Genomic DNA, 19,746 nt, shown 5'->3' with positions numbered 1-19,746 from the left:
GACTTTGTACTTTTTGGCACAAAGTCCGATGGAGGACCGGCCCCAAGACCCGAACGACAAGGAAGCCAAAACGCGATTGCAGTGGTTGCGGATGAGCAGCCTGGCGATCGAGTTTGTGGGCATGGTCCTTGTTCTCGGGTATGTCGGGTACCGTCTCGATGAGGCCTACGGATGGTCGCCGTGGGGCTCGCTGGGCGGCTTTCTCCTGGGTACGGCCGGCGGTCTGCTGCTGATGGTGCGGCAGGCGAACAAGTTGAACCCCTGACGGCAACGGCTCGCGAAAGGCTGCGACGACTTCGCACGTGAAACTCTTCTTCGCAACAGTATTCTCACTTCTCGGCGCGGTCTTCTTGGCGGGCGCGATCGGTTATGGACCGACGCAGAGCCGCTGGGGCGATGCGGGCGTTCGCAGCATGACGGCGATCGGCGTGATCTGTGTGATCGCGGCGCTGATCGGGGCGCTGCCGATGGCGGTCGTCGCACGGCGCTGGCCGGTGCACATCGGCCAGGCGGCGCTGGCGGGGACGGGAATTCGATTGCTCGTGACGGCGGGCCTGGGTTTGGCGTATCAAACAATGGCGAAGCCGCACCTGACGTCTTTTCTTTTTTGGGCTGTTGTTTTCTATATGCTGCTTCTCGTCATTGAGACAACTTTTGCGGTGATTGGCGTGCGCCGCTTTTATGTGCCGGGCACACCGGCGTCGGGCGGGATGAGAATGGACTCGCGGGCGAAGGAGGCGGCGGCATGATTGGGCTCCTCCTCGCATCACACGATCCGCTCGATCACGTTTTGCCGCATCGGTTCACTGAACCACTCTGGCGTTTTCCCTGGACCGTTACAGACCCATTTGGCTTGAACATCTTTCGCATTGATCCGCACAACTTCTACTTCACCAATCAGCTATTGATGACGCTCGTGGCGGCGGCCATCCTGCTTATTTTCTTCCCGATCCTGGGCCGGCGCTATGCAGCAATGCAAAATCGCTTACCCGAGGACCGCGTCCCGACCGGCGTCGCCAATCTGATCGAGGCGATGATGCAGTTCATCCGCAACGACGTCGCCCGACCGGTCCTCGCGGACAAGACGGATCGATTCATGCCGTTCTTGTGGACCGTCTTCTTTTACATTCTCTTGTGCAATTTGCTGGGCATGATCCCGCTGGATTCGATCATCTATCTGCTCAGCGGGCGCAAGCTACAGCACATCGGCGGAACCGCGACCGGCAATATCATGATCACGGCGGGGCTGGCAACGTGCAGCTTCCTGATGATACACTTTTCGGGAACCCAACAGATCTTTCGCGATCTCGTGGCCGGCACCTACGGCCATCACCATCACCGTGAGGACCATCACGAGACACATGATTTGCACGGCGGCGGGCATGAATATGGCCTCGCTCATGGAGATGCGGCGGATCACGTTGATCATCGGCCTCGAGGGATGGCGGCGCCGGCGGCGGCAATGGCGGCACCGTTTCTCTATCTGTGGAATTTTGCCCCGCACGTCTTCAAACCGGAGAAGGTTACCGGCCTGGGCAGTATGCTCCTGATGGTCGCCGACATCGGCATGTGGGCGTTTTTGCTGGTGCTGGAATTCATCGGCGCGCTTATCAAGCCCTTCGCCCTGGCGATTCGACTTTTCGCCAACATGGTGGCGGGCCATGTCGTGCTCGCCTCGATTCTCGCATTGATCTTTCTTTTCAAAGGCAGCGTCGCCGCAAACACGGGCGTCGGCATTATCAGCGCGCTCGGCAGCGCGGCGCTGAGCATGTTGGAATTATTTGTCGCCTTCTTACAGGCGTATGTATTTACGTTTTTGACCACGCTGTTCATCGGCGCGTCCGTCGCGCCGGAACATTAGTCAGAGCATGAAATCGTCGGCCCAGCGGGTCCGGCGTCAAACAAACGAGGTTGGGGCAGCCGGCGTCCTGGCCATTAACTTGAGGTCCGGCAAGAGATTCACTGAGGCGCGGCCCCCGGGCCGCCTAGCGGGAGTTGTTAAACATGATCGACATACTTGCACAAGCAACGCAGTTGATGGGCGACAAGGGTCTTATCGCCCTGGGCGCCGGATTGGGCGCGGGGCTGACCACGATCGGCGCCGCCAAGGGCATCGGCCATCTGGCCGGCGAAGCGGTCGGCGGGATTGCCCGACAGCCGGAAGCAGGTGGGCGCATCTTTACCTCGCTGATCATCGCCGCGGCGCTGATCGAGGGCTTCACCTTCTTCGCGCTGGTCGTCTGCAACGGTCTGGGCGGCAAGATCTAGTCGGCCGCCCTTTCTTGAGAAAGTGAGAACCGCGATGCGAACGTTGGCATCCTTGTTCTTGATGACGCTGTTGTGTGTGGCGACCGGGCCGGCGGCGCGGGCGTCCGACCCACCGCATGGGGACGCGCCCGCTGCGGCGGGCGCGGCGCATGGGGACGAACATGGCCCCAAGCCGGCACTGCTGGATTGGGACATCGGCTCGGCCTTCTGGTCGATCGTCGTGTTCGTGATCCTGCTGCTGGTCCTGCGGATGACGGCGTGGAAGCCGATCCTCGGCGCGCTGCACGATCGTGAGGAGTTCGTCCGCAAGTCCCTGGCCGATGCGAAGCGCGAGCGAGAGCAGGCCGAACAGCTCCTGGCCGACTACACCGCTAAGGTGCACAAGGCCGGCGAGGAAGCGACCGCGATCGTCGAGGAGGGGCGGCGGGATGCGGAGGAGGTCCGCAAGCGGATTCACGGCGAGGCCAAGAGTGAGGCGGATGCAATCGTCGCGGCGGCGAAGAAGGACATCCAGATCGCCCGCGATGACGCCGTCAAGCGACTGCATGACGAGACGATCATGCTGGCGACGACGCTGGCGTCGAAGATTGTGCGGAAGGATATGTCGGCGGGCGATCACCGGCGATTGCTGGACGAGTCGCTGGCTGAGTTGAGCAAGGCGCGGAATTGAAGTTGCAGGGCGGGTTCCACCCGCCGCAGTTTTGAACGGCGGGCAGAGCCCGCCCTACCCAGAAAACTATGGCTTCTGAATTCGACATCTCGCAGGCGGCCGCGGCGATCTATGCCGAGAGTCTGCTGCAATTGGCCGACGAGTCCAAGCAGGCCGAGCCGGTCGGGCAGGAGCTGGCCGATCTGGCGGCGCTGTGGAAGGCCGAGCCGTCGTTTGCGGCGATGATGAGTTCGGCGGCGATCGACGTCGACGCCCGGCGCGAGAGCCTGAAAAAGATCTTCGGCGGCAAGCTGAGCAAGCTCGTGTTCAACCTCCTGATGGTGCTGAACGACAAGCGGCGGTCGTCCATCCTGCCCGCCGTCTGCGACGCGTATCGCCACAAGCTCACGCAAAAACTCGGGCGGCAGGAAGTCTTCATCTCCACAGCCGTGCCGCTGGAAGAATCTCAGCGCAGCACGCTGCGTGAAGCCGCCCGGCGGATACTGGGCCGCGAGCCCGTGCTGGTCGAACGCGTCGATCCGGAGCTGCTGGGCGGCCTCATTGTGCAGGCCGGTGACCGGCAATATGACTCGTCGATCAAGCGACGAATTCGCGACATGCGTTCAGCCCTGCTGGCCGCGACGGAAAAACACCTGTTGGCCGGGACCGGCCGCTTCGTGACGGAAGGATAGAGGAATGAGAATCCAAGTCGACGAAATTACATCGGTCATCAAGCAGGAGATCGCCCAGTATTCGGAGCAGCTCGAGGCGGCCGAAGTCGGGCGCGTCATCGCCGTGGGCGACGGCGTGACGCAGATCTACGGGCTGTCCAGCGCGATGGCCGGCGAGATGATTGAGTTTGAAAACGGCGCGATGGGCCAGGTGATGAACCTGGAAGAGAACTCCGTCGGCGCCGTCGTCCTCGGCGATTATCTGGGCATCAAGGAAGGCGACACCGTCCGGGCGACGGGCAACCTCCTCAGCGTGCCGGTCGGCGATGTCATGGTCGGCCGCGTCGTCGATCCGCTGGGCCGGGCCCTCGATGGTAAGGGCGCCATCGTCAGCGATACCCGCTGGCCCCTCGAATACACGGCCCCCGGCATCGCCGAACGCCAGCCGGTCAATCAACCGCTGCAGACCGGCGTGAAGGCCATCGACAGCATGATCCCCATTGGCCGCGGGCAGCGCGAACTGATCATCGGAGATCGCAAAACGGGCAAGACGGCCATCGCGATCGACACAATCATCAACCAAAAGGGTGGGGACGTGATCTGTGTCTATGTCGCGGTCGGCCAGAAAGAATCGACCGTCGCGGGGACGGTGGAGCGTCTGCGCGAGAACGGGGCGATGGAGTACACAATCGTCGTTTCGGCCGGCAGCAGCGATCCCGCACCGTTGCAATACATCGCCCCATACTCCGGCTGCGCGATGGCCGAGTTTTTCATGTACACGCAGGGCAAGCATACGCTCGTCATCTACGATGATCTCTCCAAGCAGGCCCAGGCCTATCGCCAGCTTTCGCTGCTTCTGCGGCGGCCGCCGGGGCGCGAAGCGTATCCCGGCGACGTGTTTTATTTGCACAGTCGCTTGCTGGAACGGTCGTGCAAACTGGCGGAGCGTCGCGCGATCGTCCCCTCCGGACAGCCGTACAAGGAAGGCGGCGCGAACGGCAAGACGTACATCGGCGTGCCCGGCAAGCATCAGGCCGAGCATGACCTGAAGAACCACGCCGGGCATCAGGTGGCCGTGGATCCGAAGTCGGGCGGATCACTGACGGCGCTACCCGTGATCGAGACGCTGGAAGGCGAAGTGTCGGCGTACATTCCGACGAACGTGATTTCCATTACCGACGGGCAGATTTACCTGGAGCCGGATTTGTTCTTCGCGGGCGTGCGACCGGCGATCAACGTGGGCATCAGCGTGAGCCGCGTCGGCGGCAATGCCCAGATCAAGGCGATGAAGAAGATCGCCGGGTCGCTGCGGCTCGACCTGGCGTCCTACCGCGAATTGGAGGCCTTTGCCCAGCTCGGCACGGAACTCGACGCGGCGACGCAGCGGCAGCTCGATCGCGGAGCAAGAATGGTAGAGTTGCTCAAGCAGGGGCAATATCGACCCTATCACGTCATCGATCAGGTGATCAGCATCTACGCCGGCACGCGCGGCTTCCTGGATGATCTTCCGCTGTCCCGCGTGGCGGAATTCGAGGAGAAACTGCTCAAGCACCTGCACGACGAATTCCCAGAGGTATGGAAAGACCCGAATGAGAGGAAAGAGCTGACGGCTGAAGTTGAGGAGCGGCTGAAGAGCATCATCGGAAACTTCAAGACGCGTTTTGTGGCGACCAAGTAATAGGCGATCGCAATGGCCAAGGCGAGACAAATCGTCAAGCGCCGCAAGGCGGTGACGAACATCCGCAAGATCACGAAGACGATGCAGCTCATCGCCACTGCGCGCTTTCAGCAGGCGTTTCAGCGGGCGACGGCGACGAAGCCCTATACACAAAAGATCACGCAGCTAGTGGAAGAACTCTCGGCGGCGGCGGAAGGGCAGATCGATCATCCGCTCTTGAAAGAGAATCCCGACGCCCCCACGGACCTGCTGCTCGTCTTAACGTCCAATCGCGGGTTGTGCGGCGGTTATAATGCGGGCGTCCTGCGCAAGGCCATGGCTCACATGCAGGCGGCGACCCGGCCACTGGAACTTCACGTCGTTGGAAAAAAAGGTATCGCCTACTTCCGGTTCATGCGCAAGGAGATAACTCAGGCGATTACGACGATCGACGACCGCCCGCGATTTGAACAAGTCGAACCGCTCGCGACGACTTTCATGAAACGGTATGAGGCGGGTGAACTCGGCGCGGTCTATGTCACTTTCATGCGATTCATTTCGACCGGACGCCAGGTGCCCGAGACCGTCCGACTTTTGCCCCTGTCGCGGGCCGAAGTGCAAACGGGCGAGACCAAGCCCGCACCCCAGGCCGGCGTGCCGAAGCCAACGGTGCAATACGACTTCTCGCCGGAACCGGGACAACTGCTCAAGGTCCTGTTGCCGCAAACCGTGAAAGTGCGGCTCTACCAATGCTTCACGGACGCGGCGGTGAGCGAACAAACGGCGCGCATGGTGGCGATGAAGGCGGCGACCGACGCCGCCGGGGACATGATTAAATCGCTTTCGCGGCAGTTCAACCGCGCGCGGCAATCGCAAATTACGATGGAGCTTCTCGATATCGTCGGATGTGCGGAAGCGCTTAAGTAGAGACGAGTCATCGGCGGGCAGGGCCCGCCCTACCGGATAGACGCGGAGTATTCCTCATGGTGGCGAACGCAACGAATGTCGGAAAAATCACGCAGGTCATCGGCTCGACGCTGGACGCCGAGTTTCCCGAGGATCAGATGCCTCGGCTGTACAACGCGCTCCAGGTGAACGTGGACCGGAAAATCGGCAAGCAGTCGCGCAAGGAATTGCTCACCTGCGAAGTTGCCAGCCACCTGGGCGGCGGACGCATCCGCGCCATCGCTCTCGGAAGCACCGACGGTCTGAAGCGGGGCATCGACATCCTCGACACCGGCGCACCCGTGTCCGTTCCGGTCGGTAAAGAAACATTGGGCCGCGTTTTCAATCTTCTTGGCGATCCCATCGACGGTCGCGGGGCCGTGCAGGCCAAGGACCGCCGGCCGATTCACCATGAGCCCGCGAACTTTGACCAATTGACACCCAAGACCGAGCAGCTCGTGACGGGCATCAAGGTCGTCGACCTGCTCGCTCCGTTCGTTCGCGGCGGCAAGACGGGCTTATTCGGCGGCGCCGGCCTCGGCAAGACCGTCATTATCCAGGAGATGATCGCCCGCATTGCCCGCGAGCACAGCGGCTTTTCCGTCTTCGCGGGCGTCGGCGAGCGCACGCGCGAGGGCAACGACCTGTGGCTCGAAATGCAGGAGGCGGAATTCAAGGACACGGAGGGCAAGACGAAGAAGGTCATCGAGCATACGGCGATGGTCTTTGGCCAGATGAACGAGCCGCCGGGTGCGCGGTTGCGCGTGGCGCTGTCCGCTCTGACGATGGCAGAGTATTTCCGCGACGAATCCGGCGCGGACACGATGCTGTTCATCGACAACATCTTCCGTTTCAGCCAGGCGGGCTCGGAAGTGTCCGCGCTGCTGGGCCGAATGCCCAGCGCCGTCGGATATCAGCCGACGCTCTCGACGGAGATGGGCGAACTTCAGGAGCGGATTACTTCGACCACTCAAGGCGCGGTGACGTCCGTGCAGGCCGTATATGTCCCGGCGGATGACCTGACCGACCCGGCCCCGGCGACGGCCTTTACGCACCTCGACGCGTTCATCGTGCTGGCCCGCTCGATTTCGGAAAAGGGCATTTACCCGGCGATTGATCCGCTGGCCTCGTCGAGCCGCATTCTCGACGCACAGTACATCGGCGATCGGCACTACAACTGCGCCAAGCGGGTGCAGCAGATTCTGCAACGCTACCGCGACCTGCAGGACATCATTGCCATTCTCGGCGTGGACGAACTTTCGCAGGAGGACAAGCTGCTCGTCGCCAGGGCTCGAAAGATCGAACGATTCTTTTCGCAACCGTTCTACGTCGCCGAGACCTTTACGGGCTTCCCCGGCAACTACACGCAGCTCGAAGATACGATCCGCAGCTTCGAGGGTATTTGCGAAGGCAAATACGACCAGCTGCCGGAGCAGGCCTTCATGTACGTCGGGGCGGTCGAAGAGGCAGTGGAGAAGGCGAAGAAGCTCCAGGCCTGACGTTTATCAAACTTATCGCTCCTTTGCTTCCGGGGACCCGAGAGTCCGCCGATCACAGGTTCCATCTGATATTGCACGACCGCGAATCGCGCGCGCCCGAGAATCCTCACGTCCATTGCGTGCGCCGCCATTCTTTTTGCTTTTCCGATTTCCCGTGTAATAGTTGATAGCGGCGTCGACGGGGGCATGCCGCCGTCCGCAGCGGCGGACGACCGGGCAACGCGCATTCACGTTTTTGGGGGGGCACATGAAGAAGATTTGTCTCGTGGCGGGCGGTTTTCTTGCGCTCGCGGTCGCCGCGCCGGTCTCGGCGAGCACGATCACCATAGATTTGTTTCAGGACGGCGGAGGAGAGAATGCGGATCCGCTCAACGGGCTCGCGGCTCGGGCCACTTTCGAATCGAGCGGGCCACTCCTCACCATACTCCTGCAAAACACCAGCAGCGGCATACCAGACGGCTTTAGCGCGGCGGACTCGCTTCTTGTGTCGCTGGGAATGAATCTGCCGACCGGCGTGGTTATTTTGTCCGGCGATAGCGCGTCCATCGGAGTGGACTCGGTCGGGCTGGCGGAGTGGTCGACTCTGCGGGCTGGCGACAACGTGAACGCGGAATGGGCGTGGACCAATGCCGGCGGCGGCGATCTGCTTGAATCCTTTGCCCAGGTCATTACCACCAGCCAGGGTAACCACGGACTGACGAGCTTCGGCGGGGGTAAGGCGCGAGTCGGCGGGCCGTTTGGGGGCATTGCGCCGAATCCGCTGATTCGGTCCATCCCCAACAAGCATGTTGCGGTCAGCAATTCAATCGAATTCGTGCTGACGTTGTCGGATGTGTTGTCGCAGGCGGAGCTTCAGGAGCTGGCGCTGGGCAGCATCGTCGAATTCGGCTCCGACCAACGATACCTGTATGTACCCGAGCCTGCATCCCTCGTTCTGTTTCTGGCCGGGATGATCGTCATTCGGCGATCGGCGGGGCGCCGACGCACCGTTTGATGAACGCGTGCAGCGCACGCCTTCATGCGCAGAGCCCCGGTCGATAACGGCCGGGGCTCCTTTTGTCCTGACGACGGATCGAATCCGCCCGTGTCTAGGATTTGCCCTTTTTCAGCGCCTCTTCGACCGCCTTGGCCAGTTCTTTGTCCTTGTCCTTCAGGAATCCCAGCGAGCCATAGGCGATCTTGCCCTCACCGTCGATGACATAGAACGCCGGCAGATTGTTCAGCCGGTACTTGTCCGCGACCTTGTCGCCGTCCATGAGCAGGCCGAACGTGTAGCCCTTTTTCTTCATGTACTGCACCGGATCGCGGCTTTCCCAGCAATTGACACCCCACACCAGCACGGGTTTGCTCTTGAATTCGTCGTGCAACTTTTGAATCCCGGGCATCGACAACTTTGACGGCCCGCTATGGGTCGCCCAGAATGCCAGCACGACGACTTTGCCCTTCTGCTCCGTAAGGCTCACGGTCTCACCCTCAGCGGTCTTCAGTTCCCAATCCGGCGCGGCACTGCCCTTGGGGAGCAGCGCGGCCGCTTCACCGCCGCCCGCTTCGAATTCTTTGGACTTGTAGCCTTCGGGGGCATCGAGCCGAAAGGCCGCATCGCTCAGGCCCGGCTTGGTGTCCAGGTTTTTCACGACCAGAATTAGCGCGGCTTTAAGTTCGCCCTCTTCGCTGAAGTCCATGCGCTCGACGCGCCGCGGCAGGTGATCCTTCTTGCCGAAGAACCACCGTGCCTCCACGCCCTCCGAATAGACGACGTAGATCACATCGCATTCCACGTCGCCGACTTTTTTTACGCTCTCATGCTTTGCCGACTTCGCATTGATTTCGTCGGAAAATGGCGTCGCATGAACGTATTCCTGCATGTAGAGCCGCAAGCCCGGGGCCAGGATCCGGCTCGCCTCGGGATATTTCCCCTGCGTGAACACTTCTTGAGCGAAATCGATGGCGTAGACGTTTTTCCCGTCGCAGGCCGATTCAAATTGCAATTCCTCTTCCGAGCCGGGCGGCTGGAACTTTCCCTTGAAATGCAAAAGATTGGCGCCGCCACCGAACATGCTCCCGATCAGACCCTTCTTGGCTTCCCGAAGCTCCACTTTTCCCTTGACCAGAGGATACTGTTCGGCATTTTCCCCTTCCGCGTGGAACTCCGCGTCGTAGGACACCTCAGTCAGGGCCTTGGTCGCTGAATCCACTGCCTTGAGGATCGCCGGTACATCCGGCTCGTCCTCATCGTCCGCCCGCGTCGGCAGGGTAAGACCGGCCATCAGGAACGCCATGCACAACCACCGTAGTTTCATCGGGTTCATCGAAAACTCCTGTCGTAATCTCAATGTCCACCTCCGCCGCCGGCCGTTCGGCGGCCGGAGGATGCCCTAGATTAGAACGGAATCGGCCCTGTTACCATTCCCCCATTTTGGAATTGGCAGGTTGCAAGTGACGGCCGGGTTTACTGCCGGCCCTCACCGGGGCTCCACCATCGGACCTCAAAATCGTCGTCGAGGCGGCGGCGGTCGCTACAGGGGATGGTGGCCAGAATCCGACCCCCTTTGAAGCGGCCCCTGGTTTCCACGACCAAGCCCTGGGCCGAAGGCGGCAGGGCCCCAAAGGCGCGGTCAAATGTCGTCTTGACCTCCGGCAGGGCCTCCTTGAGGTCGTGAGGTGCAAAATAGTACTTGCCGAGCCGCAGGACCTCATGAAAGGCGTGTGGATAGTTCACTATGACGGTGGGGATTTCCGCCAGCATAGTCGGCGGTATGGGTTCGAGGAGCAAGACGTAGATATAGGGCTGGTTGGAGCGATTGGTCACCAGGATGAAGTCGGCTTCTTCGGAATGCTCGGCGGCGACTTCCAAGGCCCGGAGCAGGGTGTTCTGGTACCCCGGCTCCGCCGCGATTCGGAACTCCCAGCCGTAGCGATAAGCAGCATGGACGATATTCGCGGCGAGCGCAAGCGTTGCCACGCCGGCCGTGAGCGTTCGTTTGGCGGTGGGCCAATGCCGGAGCCGCTCGCCGATCGCCATGGCGCCGTAGGCCATGATCACGGGATAAGCCGCGAGGCCGCCGATGGTGCGCAAGGCGTGCGGGTTCCAGTCGCGGCAGATGGCCGCGGGAATCAGTGCGAGAAACAGCCAGGCCAGAATCCAGCGGTCCCACGTCGATCGGTGCGCGTTTAACAAGAGCCGAGCCATTCCGACGATAAGAAGCGGAGCGAGGACGAGGAGGTGTTGACCGACATAGGGTATGGTTACGCCGCTCATCTCGTCGCATTGCCAGAAGAGATAGCGCGGGTCGATGTTTTTCGCGAGGTTGCCCGCGAACTTCAGCAGCATCTCACTCGGCGGCAAGGGTTTCGCGAAGATCAGCGTCGCACGGGCCCGCGCCGCCAGGCGTTCGGGGTGCGTCAAAGCGGTGATCCACAGGGGGGCGGTTCCGATGACAATCCCTGCCGCGGCCGCGAGTAGGACGCGCCGGCCCGCGCGCGCCTTTCCCAATTCGATAAAATGTCGCCATCCGATGCCCAGCGAAGCGGCGACGAACAGCGGCGTAAAGAGCCGCGTCGCCGGATAAACCCAGGCATGGCCCCCCATGAGCAGCCCGCCGAGCGCCGCCCATACCGTCGATGGACGATCAGGCAATTCGTCCGTCGCGCAGCCCGCGGGGCGAAGCAAAAGGCCCGCGCGCTGCCAGGCCCACAGGGCGGTCGCGAGAAAGAACGGTGCAAAGGCGGCCTCGTGGGCCGTTCTGGTGAGCGATATATGCCACGGATTCAGGGCCAACACGATCCCGGCCACCAGTGCCGCCGGCACGCCCATCCACCGGCGCACGAGTCCGAAGATCGCTGCGACGGTCGCGATGCCCAAGAGCGCGCAGGGGAGCCGCATGGCGGTCACCGTCGGACCCAGTAAGGCGACGAAAGGAATGGTCAGATAGGTCGACAACGCCGCCGTGAAGTCGCCGGGGCCGAAACTCTCCAGAAAGAACGGCCAAGACTCGCCGCGGCGATCGGCGCCGGTCTCGAGCAGCGCCCAGGCGTCGTAGCCGCGCGAGGCTTCGTCCTGATTCAGCGGCGGCGGAACGGACGCCAGCCAGGGAAGTCGGGCCAGGGCGGCGATGAGCAGAATCGCGGGCAGCCCGTATCGGGCCAACGTCGCGGGGCTGTCCTGCATCGGCGCCGCGCTAATCCGTCACCTCGACGATTTCGGGCAAGAAGAAGTCCACCAGGTACGCAGGCCCATCTCCCAGGTTCAACGTACACCGTGCCTGCAGCGGCATGATCATGTTCCCGGGGATTCTTGCCGCTAAATAGTCACCGGACGGCGCCGGCACAAGATCCACTTTCACAAGGGTGTTTTCCATCATCTCGTCTGTCCAGAGGTCGACGGACCCCTTGGCCTTTACCAGGGAGATTTTGTTCAAGTCATCGTCGGTGAGGTAGACGCGCAGTTCCTCCTTGGAGGCCAGCAGAGCCTCCAGTTTCTTGCCGCCGGGGCCCATCGACATCAGCGGACCGCCGTGCAATCCGACGAGGTTCGCCCCCGGTACGCCGGCCCCGCGCAGCTCGGCGATAAACGACCCGCACTTGGGGCATTTGGTTGCGCCTTCTCTCAATTCCACGGCCAGACACAAGTTAAGGCAGGCGAAGCGCCGTTCCCGCGGCCTCGACGAGTGCGCGCGCGCCGGCGGCGGCTGGCCCATCAGCGACGCGTCAAAATAATCTCCGGGCGACAAGACCCAGATTTCCCTGCGATTTCCGAATCTCAAGTTCAACATCGTCCGCGCTTCGCGCCACGCTTCGGTCAAAAGCCGCGATACGATCGAGACGGTCGCGCCGTTCGGGCTGTCGCGCGATACCCATACGATCTTGAGATAGTCGTATTTGAGCCCGCGGCGTTTTTCCGTCGTGATGTCCCGCACTACGATGGGGTGAATCTTGCCATCCCACAGCAGGTAAAACTGGCCGTTGAGGTAGTTCGTGATCGGACCCCGCGCGGCCATCAACTCCCCGGCGTTATAGAGCATGTCACCGTCACGATCGATCGGCTCCTTCGCCTCGATGATGTCGCGCTCCAGCCAGAAAACGCCGGTGACCTTCGTGGGCTCAATCTCAACCGTCCCGAAGGCCGTCGCACGAAGCGGCGGAACGGCGCCGGCGGAGGAGGCGACGAGCGCCCATGCCGACAGGGCGCAAGCATACCCGACTCGTCGTCGCCGCATTTCGATCCTCCTGTTGCTCATCCGATGCTCAAATCTCGCCTAGCACTTATTCACGGCCTGCCCGCTTCGCGGTCAGACCGTGCCACCTTAACCGGCTCCGGCCAGCGTCAGCGCGTCTCGATACTTCGATTCCATCCAGTGCCGCAGGTTCGCGTAGCGGGCCTGCGTCAGGGACGGGTCGTCCGCGATGATCCGCCCGGCGTCGCGCTGCGCCATGCGCAACAACTCGCCGTCGCGGATCAAGTCGGCGACGCGAAGTTCGGGAAGGCCGTGCTGCCGCGTGCCGAGCATTTCGCCCGGCCCGCGCAGTCGCAGGTCTTCCTCGGCAATCTTAAAACCGTCGGTCGTGCGAGCCAATACCCCCAGCCGCTCGCCCTCCGCGCCGCCCACGCTGCCGGTCATCAGGAGACAATACCCGCGCGCCGCGCCGCGGCCGACGCGGCCCCGCAGTTGATGCAATTGAGACAGGCCGTACCGCTCGGCGTGCTCGATCACCATGCAGGTCGCGTTGGCCACATCGACGCCGACTTCGACGACGGTTGTGGCGACGAGGACGGCGATCCGCCCGGCGATGAAATCCGCCATCACGGCCTCGCGCACTTCCTGCGGCAGGCGGCCGTGCAGGAGTCCCACGCGATGGCCTGCGAACACTTGCTGCGAAAGCCGTTTGTACTCGGTCGTCGCCGCGCGGGCCTCCACTTTGTCCGACTCGTCGATCAGGGGATAGACGACGTACGCTTGTTCGCCCGCCCCGAGGCGCGTCCGCACGAAATCCCAAGCCTTCGATTGTTCGAGCGGGGTGGCGACGCGCGTGGTGATCGGCGAGCGCCCGGGTGGGAGGTCCTCGATCGTGGTCACGTCCAGGTCGCCGAAGACGGTCATGGCGAGGGTTCGCGGGATGGGCGTGGCGGTCATGACCAGATAGTGCGGGGCGGGGCCTTTGCTCTTGATCGTCGCCCGCTGGCGGACGCCGAAGCGGTGCTGCTCGTCGACGACGACGAGGCCGAGTTTGGCAAAGCGAACATCCTCCTGAATCAGGGCATGCGTCCCTACGACGAGGTCCATTTCGCCGTGCTCAATCTCCTTCAGCATCTGTCGTCGGCGCGCCGCGGGTAGACCGCCGATGAGCAGACTGTGACGCACGCGGCTTCCTTCCAGATACCGACAGATCGACCGATAGTGCTGCTGGGCGAGCAGCTCGGTCGGGGCCATGATGGCGAATTGATGCTTGTTGGCGACGGAAACCAGCCCGGCATAGAGCGCGACGACCGTCTTGCCGCATCCGACGTCGCCCTGCACGAGCCGGAGCATCGGGCGGTCGGCGGCCAGGTCGCGGACGATCTCGCTGATCGCACGTTCCTGCCCCTTGGTCAGTCGAAATGGAAAGCGTCGGCGGATTCGCTCGTCGATCTGCGGGCTCGACTTCAACACAGGCGCGGCCGGGCCGCTTCGCCGCTGGTGCCGCGCAAGGGTCACCGCGAGTTGCATGAGCAGCAGCTCTTCATACGCCAGTCGCCGCCGGGCCTTGGTGACATCCACTTCGTTTGTCGGCCGATGCATCGCCGCGATCGACCACGACCGCGCGGGCAAATCTCGCTCGCGCCGATAGCTCTCCGTAAACGGCTCCTGCACCAGGGGCAGCAGTCGGTCGAGGTTGTCGAGGATGAGCTTGCGAATCGCGCGAACGGGCAAATCGGCCGTCGCCGGATAGACGGGCTCCAATCGCGCCGGCCGCGACTCGTCCACCGGCGGGGCATTTTTGTCCAGGACCGCGATCTTTGGATTGGTAAACTCGGCGAGCGGACCATAGACGCCGACGCGTCCGGTCACCTCCACGATCGAGCCGCGCTCGATGCGATCGGCTATCCACGGAGCGTTGAACCAGGACAGGCTACACCGGCCGGTGTTGTCGATCAGCGTCGCGCGGACCGTCGGACCCCGGCGGCTGTATTTCTGCGCCACGGCCCCGATCCGGCCGACAATCGTCGCGGTCATGCCTTCTTCGAGGTGCTCGATGGTGCGGAACTCCTGCCGCTCGTGGCGGGCGGGAAAGTATTCGAGCAGGTCGCCGACGGTGCGGACACCGACCTTGGCGAGCGCTTCTGCACGGCGCGGGCCGACGCCGGGAAGGAATTGCACGGGGTCATTGAGCGATGGCGGCGGGGCAGTGGCCGGATGCGACGGCCTGACCATGGGCATTGGCACGCGAGGGATGACCGCTGGTCCGCGCGGCGCAGGGTTCATGGGATGATCAGCCTTATGCCGGCGGGGACGTTGTTGGGGTCGGTCAGCCGGTTGCGATTGGCGTAGTAGATTTTCCGCCATTGGTTCTTGTCGCCATAGTATCGCTGGGCGAGTCCGTAAAGCGTCTCCCGGGGCTGAACCGTGTGCGTCCGCCCCGGCCCGGTTCCTGTCTCGAAAACATCCTCCGTCGGCGAATCGGTCGGCGGGGACTCTGCCACTGGGCCCGCGGCCCGCCGGACGGGCTGTGTCGTGGGCTTCGGTTTGCCGCACGCGCCCATAAGGAAGGCGAACACGCAGACCGTCGCGCACATGACGGCGCTTGGGCGTGCGTTCTGAAAGAAAGGATTCACTCGCCGATTCCTCCGCGATGGCAGGCACGATCAAGGGATCGTTGCCCTTATTGTCCCCATCGCCCCCAAACTACGCAACGCCGCGTCGTTGACCGGACCCTGCGCTGCCCCGACAATTCCGGGTCCCGCACGGAACTTGCGATTCTTCGGAGAAATCTATGCCCCTGCTTGTGACCGGCACCATCGGAATTGACACCGTCGAGACACCGCACGGCCTGGCGCAGGATGTGCTCGGCGGGTCGGCGGCGTATTTCGCCCTGGCGGCGAGCCTGATCACGCCGGTGCGGCTGGTCGGCGTCGTGGGCAGCGATTTTCCCCCGTCCTTTCGCGACGTGTTCAAGGGGCGGCCGATTGACCTGGCCGGTCTGGAGACGCGGCCGGGATCGAAGACCTTCCGCTGGGCGGGCAAATACGTCGGGGACATGAACGCGGCGGAGACGCTGCGGACGGACCTAAACGTCGTCTCGGAAACGCCTCCGACGATCCCCGAGCAGTTTCGCGATTCGCGCTATGTCTTCCTCGCCAATACGCACCCAGCCCTGCAGCGCGGGTTCATCGAGCAGTTGAAACAGCCCAAGCTCATCGTCTGCGACACGATGAACCTGTGGATCAACGTCGCCAAGGAAGAGCTGCTCAAGACGCTCTCGATGGTCAACGGCATGGTCATGAACGACGGCGAGGCCCGCTTGCTGACGGGGCAGGTCGACCTGATCCAGGCTGGCCACGACGTGCTGAAGCTCGGCCCGGAGTTCGTCGCGATCAAGAAGGGTGAGCACGGCGTGCTCATGGTGACGAAGGACGAGGTCGTCGCCCTGCCTGCCTATCCGACGATGAAGGTCAAAGACCCGACCGGGGCGGGCGACAGCTTCGCCGCGGGTGTGATGGCGTACCTGGCTTCAACCGACCGCCGCGACACGGCGGCGCTGCGGGCAGCGCTGGCGCATGGGACGTGCCTGGCGTCGATCACGATCGAAGATTTCTCGATGCGCTCGCTGGCAGCGGCGGATAAGGGGACGCTGGAGGGGCGGCTGGCGAAGTACAAATCGATGTTGGCGATCGGGTAGCGTGCGTAACAAACTAAAGACTGCTTTAAGGGCGGCGCCTACGATGTTCATCACGCTGAATCGCGCCTTTGATGATAGCTTCGCTGATGCGATAATCCGTCTGACGAAGTTCCCGGACGGCATCGGGAAGTGAAATGAGCCCTCGCTCGGCGCCAAGTTCGAGTACCCCGAGCGTGCCGGTCACGATAAGTCCTCGCGATCTTGCAATTCGGCGTCCGACGCGCTCATCGATGAGAAGCGTTGCCGACAGTTCCTCAGCGAGGGCAATTGCTTCGAGTTCGCCGGGGTCGAGTGGAATTGACGAGTCGACACGAGCCGGGCCCTGGACGTGAAGCCAATTCGGCGGATTGGCGACAAACTCACGGACTGATATTGGTGTGCGGGCATCGGAGAGTTCCGACACGACGGCAGGCGGAACGAAGACGCTCTCGAAAAGTGCCGGAAGCAAGCGCTCGGCGCGAATGCGCACGAGATAGTTGAGCGGAGAGGCATCCGAGACAACGATCATGCGTTAAGCGCGGCCCGGACCGATTCCAAATCAGCTTGATATTCTTCAGAAGTCAGGAGGTCTTCGGTGACATTGTGGCGCTTAAGGACGCCGTCGGTTTCGAACCGCGAAAGGCCGAGGGACTGAGAAAGCTGGAAATGCGTCAGCTTTCCCTGCCGGTATAGCTCCACCAGTGTGGCTTCCTTGGCCGCCGCGTTGGGGTCTTGGCCGTTCTCGGAAAGAAGGGTCTCGACGGGGTTCGGCACATCAAATGAAACAGTCATGACATCACTCCCTAGCGTACTTTAAGTCTAGCACGACACTAGACCGCACACCACGTACCTGTTGAAATCAGCGGTGATATAGTATCGGACCCGCCAGCCCACTGAAAAGCTCAACTATGCGCACCTTCATCGCCATCGATCTCGACCACAAGATTCGCGAGCGGATCGCCTCGCTCCAAGCCAAGCTCAAATCGCGGGGGCCGAAGTTGTCGTGGGTCAGGCCGGAAGCCATGCACCTGACGATCAAGTTTCTCGGCGAGGTCGAGGAGGCGCAGATCGAGCCGATCAAGACCGCACTCGCCGGCGTGGCGGCGCAGGGCCGGGCTTTCGACATCACGTTCGGCGGGCTGGGGGTGTTTCCGCCGCACGGGCGGGCGAATGTTCTCTGGCTCGGCATCGAAGACAAGAGCGGCGGGCTTAAGACTTGCTGGAAGGCCTGCGAAGACGCGCTCGCGGGAGTCGGTCTGCCGCGCGAGGACCGGCCGTTTTCGGCGCACCTGACGCTGGCTCGCAACAAGAACCCGCGGCTGTCGCAGGAGGTCCGAAAGCTATTGCAGAACCCGCTGCCGTTCGAACCGCAAGAGCAGCGCGTCCATGGGCTGACATTCTATCAATCGACCCTGACCGCCGAGGGGTCGATTCATGAGGTGCTCAGTCGGCACGAGTTCAGCGCCGCGTAGGGCGGGTTTTACCCGCCGCAATTCCGCGCACGACGCGCGATCGGCGGGCAGAGCCCGTCCTACGACTCGCCGTCGTCGCCCGGGCGATCCTCCGGCGGCGGTTCGGTGATTTCTTCCGGCACGCCCGGCTCCACGACGATCGTCCCTGCCAAGAGGTCGCCGACGCGCTGGCGGTTGCGCGTGACCATGACGATCATCATCAGCGTCACGATCAGGCCCGGCGCACCCATCGAGACCATGATGACGCGGACGACGTTGCGGACGAAGACCTGCCGCGGGGCGGGCTTGTCCCCGGCGACGCTCAGAACGCGGCAGCCGAACAGGTATTTGCCGGGCGACGAGCCGATCAGCATCTCCCAGATCATGCACCACAGACCGTACAGGAGGGTCGCCGTGTAATAAATCGGCGCGAGCTTCGCCATCATCTCGGGGTCGTCAGATTGTTTCATGAGCGATTGAACATCACCATAGGAGGCCGGATCGGGCATGACGCTGACCCACCACGGCAGGACCAACAGCACCGCCGGGACCAAATCCAGGATCGTGGCCAGGACGCGCCGCCAGACCGCCGCGGGAACCAGGCCAATCGGCAAGGCGATCGGCGCGGCCACCTGATCGCGCCGTTTCCAGAGCACGAGCGTCATCATGCCGAGGACGAGCCCCAGCACGATCGCGTCCTGCCATTCGCCGGACGACGGCGGCTGTTCGCGCTCGAGCGAGAGCGGCTCAAAGCGGATCGGTCGTGTCCCGGTCAGATCAGATGAGCCGAATTGGATCTGGCCGTTTTCCGCGCGGCGGGCGATCACCACCTGATCTCCAGCGATCGCCAGCGCGGTCCTTCGCGGATCGACCGACAGGAATTCGGTACCTTCCCGCAGGGGCTCGCTCATGGACCACGCGCCGTTGCCGCGCCGATAGAGGTCGACGCGGGCGAGGCCGTCCTCGGCCGGGCGGCAGGCCATGAAGATCGGGCCCTGCTCGTTTGCTCCCGCCCATGCGTAGCGAATGGTGTCGCCTTTCAGCACGAGTTCGGGTGAGGTCCAATCGCTCCCCTGCAACGTCGTGACGTGCACCTCTCCGCCCGCGTACCAGAAAAGATGCAGGTCGCCTTTCCGGGCGGCAAGCCAAAACCGTTTACCCAGGACCGCCGCGGGGGGGCCAGACTGTCGATGCCAAAACCCGTCGCGCAATTGCAACAGTGCCAGGCGCTCGGTGATCTCCATCGCCGGCCGCGTCTCGGCCATGTCGGCCTGCTCGTCATCCGCCGATCTTCCCTGTGGGACAAGCGACTTCGTCTCCACCAGGGCCCATAGCCCGTGCTCGCCCGCATCGCCGCACCAGGCCAGCGGCGCAATATTGCACTGCGCCTGCCAATTCGCCCCCGGCGAAATGGGCCGCTTCACGAAATAGTCAAAGGTCGTCAGGTCGGAGTACAGCACATGGAGCCCGCCTGCGTCCGCCGCGATGGCCACGGGATCGCCCGCGACCGGCGGGAGGTTCAGGCGTTGCCGCGGGCCGATCGCCGCGCCTTCCTTGAGGTCGGCGTGCCAGAATTGCACGAGAGGCAGCACCGAGCCCTTCGGCTCGCCGGCGGCCACGACCCAGACCTGCGCGTCGTCGCCGGCCACCCAGACGCGCGCGGCCTTCCAGTCCGGCGCTTGGGCGTTGGCGGAAAGTCCCCCGGCAAGAAGTGCGATCAGGGCGGCCGCGAGAGGTCGATTCATAGGCGGAT

Annotated in this window: 20 protein-coding genes; 12 read left to right on the top strand and 8 right to left on the bottom strand. The window is 62.9% G+C overall.

The annotated features are described in order from the left end of the window. Window positions 1-28 precede the first annotated feature (28 nt). The 10 genes from VJZ71_14260 to VJZ71_14215 all read left to right on the top strand — a co-directional run bounded on the left by VJZ71_14260 (window position 29) and on the right by VJZ71_14215 (window position 8,683). The gene (locus tag VJZ71_14260) at window positions 29-265 is read left to right on the top strand and encodes an AtpZ/AtpI family protein (protein ID HKQ49231.1); all 237 of its coding nucleotides are present in this window, start codon (window positions 29-31) and stop codon (window positions 263-265) included. Between the two features lie 37 nt (window positions 266-302). Then, complete coding sequence (locus VJZ71_14255; GenBank protein HKQ49230.1) at window positions 303-749, top strand: hypothetical protein; 447 nt, start codon at window positions 303-305, stop codon at window positions 747-749. After that, on the top strand, window positions 746-1,861 hold the full coding sequence (locus tag VJZ71_14250) for a F0F1 ATP synthase subunit A (protein HKQ49229.1): 1,116 nt from the start codon (window positions 746-748) through the stop codon (window positions 1,859-1,861). Before VJZ71_14255 ends, VJZ71_14250 begins: the two co-directional genes overlap by 4 nt. Window positions 1,862-2,004: 143 nt before the next feature. Next, a complete protein-coding gene (locus VJZ71_14245) occupies window positions 2,005-2,268 on the top strand; it encodes an ATP synthase F0 subunit C (GenBank protein HKQ49228.1) in 264 nt (87 codons plus the stop codon). A gap of 34 nt (window positions 2,269-2,302) precedes the next feature. Then, the gene (gene atpF / locus VJZ71_14240) at window positions 2,303-2,938 is read left to right on the top strand and encodes a F0F1 ATP synthase subunit B (protein HKQ49227.1); all 636 of its coding nucleotides are present in this window, start codon (window positions 2,303-2,305) and stop codon (window positions 2,936-2,938) included. 68 nt (window positions 2,939-3,006) lie between these two features. Further along, window positions 3,007-3,609 (top strand): ATP synthase F1 subunit delta, encoded by a 603-nt coding sequence (atpH, locus tag VJZ71_14235; GenBank protein ID HKQ49226.1) that lies wholly within the window; start codon window positions 3,007-3,009, stop codon window positions 3,607-3,609. A 4-nt stretch (window positions 3,610-3,613) separates the two neighbouring features. After that, window positions 3,614-5,266 carry a F0F1 ATP synthase subunit alpha gene (atpA, locus tag VJZ71_14230; protein ID HKQ49225.1) on the top strand — a complete coding sequence of 551 codons (1,653 nt, stop codon included), beginning with the start codon at window positions 3,614-3,616 and terminating at the stop codon, window positions 5,264-5,266. A 12-nt stretch (window positions 5,267-5,278) separates the two neighbouring features. After that, window positions 5,279-6,172 (top strand): ATP synthase F1 subunit gamma, encoded by an 894-nt coding sequence (gene atpG, locus VJZ71_14225; GenBank protein ID HKQ49224.1) that lies wholly within the window; start codon window positions 5,279-5,281, stop codon window positions 6,170-6,172. A gap of 59 nt (window positions 6,173-6,231) precedes the next feature. Further along, the gene (gene atpD / locus VJZ71_14220; GenBank protein HKQ49223.1) at window positions 6,232-7,689 is read left to right on the top strand and encodes a F0F1 ATP synthase subunit beta; all 1,458 of its coding nucleotides are present in this window, start codon (window positions 6,232-6,234) and stop codon (window positions 7,687-7,689) included. A 247-nt stretch (window positions 7,690-7,936) separates the two neighbouring features. After that, complete coding sequence (locus tag VJZ71_14215; GenBank protein HKQ49222.1) at window positions 7,937-8,683, top strand: PEP-CTERM sorting domain-containing protein; 747 nt, start codon at window positions 7,937-7,939, stop codon at window positions 8,681-8,683. A gap of 94 nt (window positions 8,684-8,777) precedes the next feature. Here the strand turns inward: VJZ71_14215 and VJZ71_14210 are convergent, their stop codons facing one another. The 5 genes from VJZ71_14210 to VJZ71_14190 all read right to left on the bottom strand — a co-directional run bounded on the left by VJZ71_14210 (window position 8,778) and on the right by VJZ71_14190 (window position 15,499). Beyond that, window positions 8,778-9,998 carry a redoxin domain-containing protein gene (locus tag VJZ71_14210; GenBank protein HKQ49221.1) on the bottom strand — a complete coding sequence of 407 codons (1,221 nt, stop codon included), beginning with the start codon at window positions 9,996-9,998 and terminating at the stop codon, window positions 8,778-8,780. 140 nt (window positions 9,999-10,138) lie between these two features. After that, window positions 10,139-11,857, bottom strand: a complete 1,719-nt coding sequence (locus VJZ71_14205; GenBank protein ID HKQ49220.1) for a glycosyltransferase family 39 protein — start codon at window positions 11,855-11,857, stop codon at window positions 10,139-10,141. A 10-nt stretch (window positions 11,858-11,867) separates the two neighbouring features. Then, complete coding sequence (locus tag VJZ71_14200; GenBank protein HKQ49219.1) at window positions 11,868-12,905, bottom strand: hypothetical protein; 1,038 nt, start codon at window positions 12,903-12,905, stop codon at window positions 11,868-11,870. An 87-nt stretch (window positions 12,906-12,992) separates the two neighbouring features. Continuing rightward, the gene (gene recG / locus VJZ71_14195; GenBank protein ID HKQ49218.1) at window positions 12,993-15,149 is read right to left on the bottom strand and encodes an ATP-dependent DNA helicase RecG; all 2,157 of its coding nucleotides are present in this window, start codon (window positions 15,147-15,149) and stop codon (window positions 12,993-12,995) included. Further along, complete coding sequence (locus VJZ71_14190; protein ID HKQ49217.1) at window positions 15,146-15,499, bottom strand: LysM peptidoglycan-binding domain-containing protein; 354 nt, start codon at window positions 15,497-15,499, stop codon at window positions 15,146-15,148. The genes recG and VJZ71_14190 overlap by 4 nt, the downstream gene beginning before the upstream one ends. Window positions 15,500-15,657: 158 nt before the next feature. Between VJZ71_14190 and VJZ71_14185 the strand changes: the two genes are divergently transcribed. Further along, a complete protein-coding gene (locus VJZ71_14185) occupies window positions 15,658-16,563 on the top strand; it encodes a PfkB family carbohydrate kinase (GenBank protein HKQ49216.1) in 906 nt (301 codons plus the stop codon). Window positions 16,564-16,588: 25 nt separating this feature from the next. On the opposite strand, the gene VJZ71_14180 is transcribed toward VJZ71_14185, so the two are convergent. Both VJZ71_14180 and VJZ71_14175 read right to left on the bottom strand, forming a co-directional pair. Continuing rightward, complete coding sequence (locus tag VJZ71_14180; protein ID HKQ49215.1) at window positions 16,589-17,071, bottom strand: DUF3368 domain-containing protein; 483 nt, start codon at window positions 17,069-17,071, stop codon at window positions 16,589-16,591. After that, window positions 17,068-17,334, bottom strand: a complete 267-nt coding sequence (locus VJZ71_14175; GenBank protein ID HKQ49214.1) for a UPF0175 family protein — start codon at window positions 17,332-17,334, stop codon at window positions 17,068-17,070. The genes VJZ71_14180 and VJZ71_14175 overlap by 4 nt, the downstream gene beginning before the upstream one ends. 116 nt (window positions 17,335-17,450) lie before the next feature. Between VJZ71_14175 and thpR the strand changes: the two genes are divergently transcribed. Further along, window positions 17,451-18,014 (top strand): RNA 2',3'-cyclic phosphodiesterase, encoded by a 564-nt coding sequence (gene thpR, locus VJZ71_14170; protein HKQ49213.1) that lies wholly within the window; start codon window positions 17,451-17,453, stop codon window positions 18,012-18,014. A 59-nt stretch (window positions 18,015-18,073) separates the two neighbouring features. On the opposite strand, the gene VJZ71_14165 is transcribed toward thpR, so the two are convergent. Beyond that, a complete protein-coding gene (locus VJZ71_14165) occupies window positions 18,074-19,738 on the bottom strand; it encodes an RDD family protein (GenBank protein HKQ49212.1) in 1,665 nt (554 codons plus the stop codon). Window positions 19,739-19,746: the final 8 nt, after the last annotated feature.

This window comes from Phycisphaerae bacterium, from assembly GCA_035275405.1.
GTDB lineage: Bacteria > Planctomycetota > Phycisphaerae > UBA1845 > UTPLA1 > DATEMU01.
The sequence above is the reverse complement of the archived record's forward strand: the minus strand, read 5'-3'. Positions and strand labels throughout refer to the sequence as shown.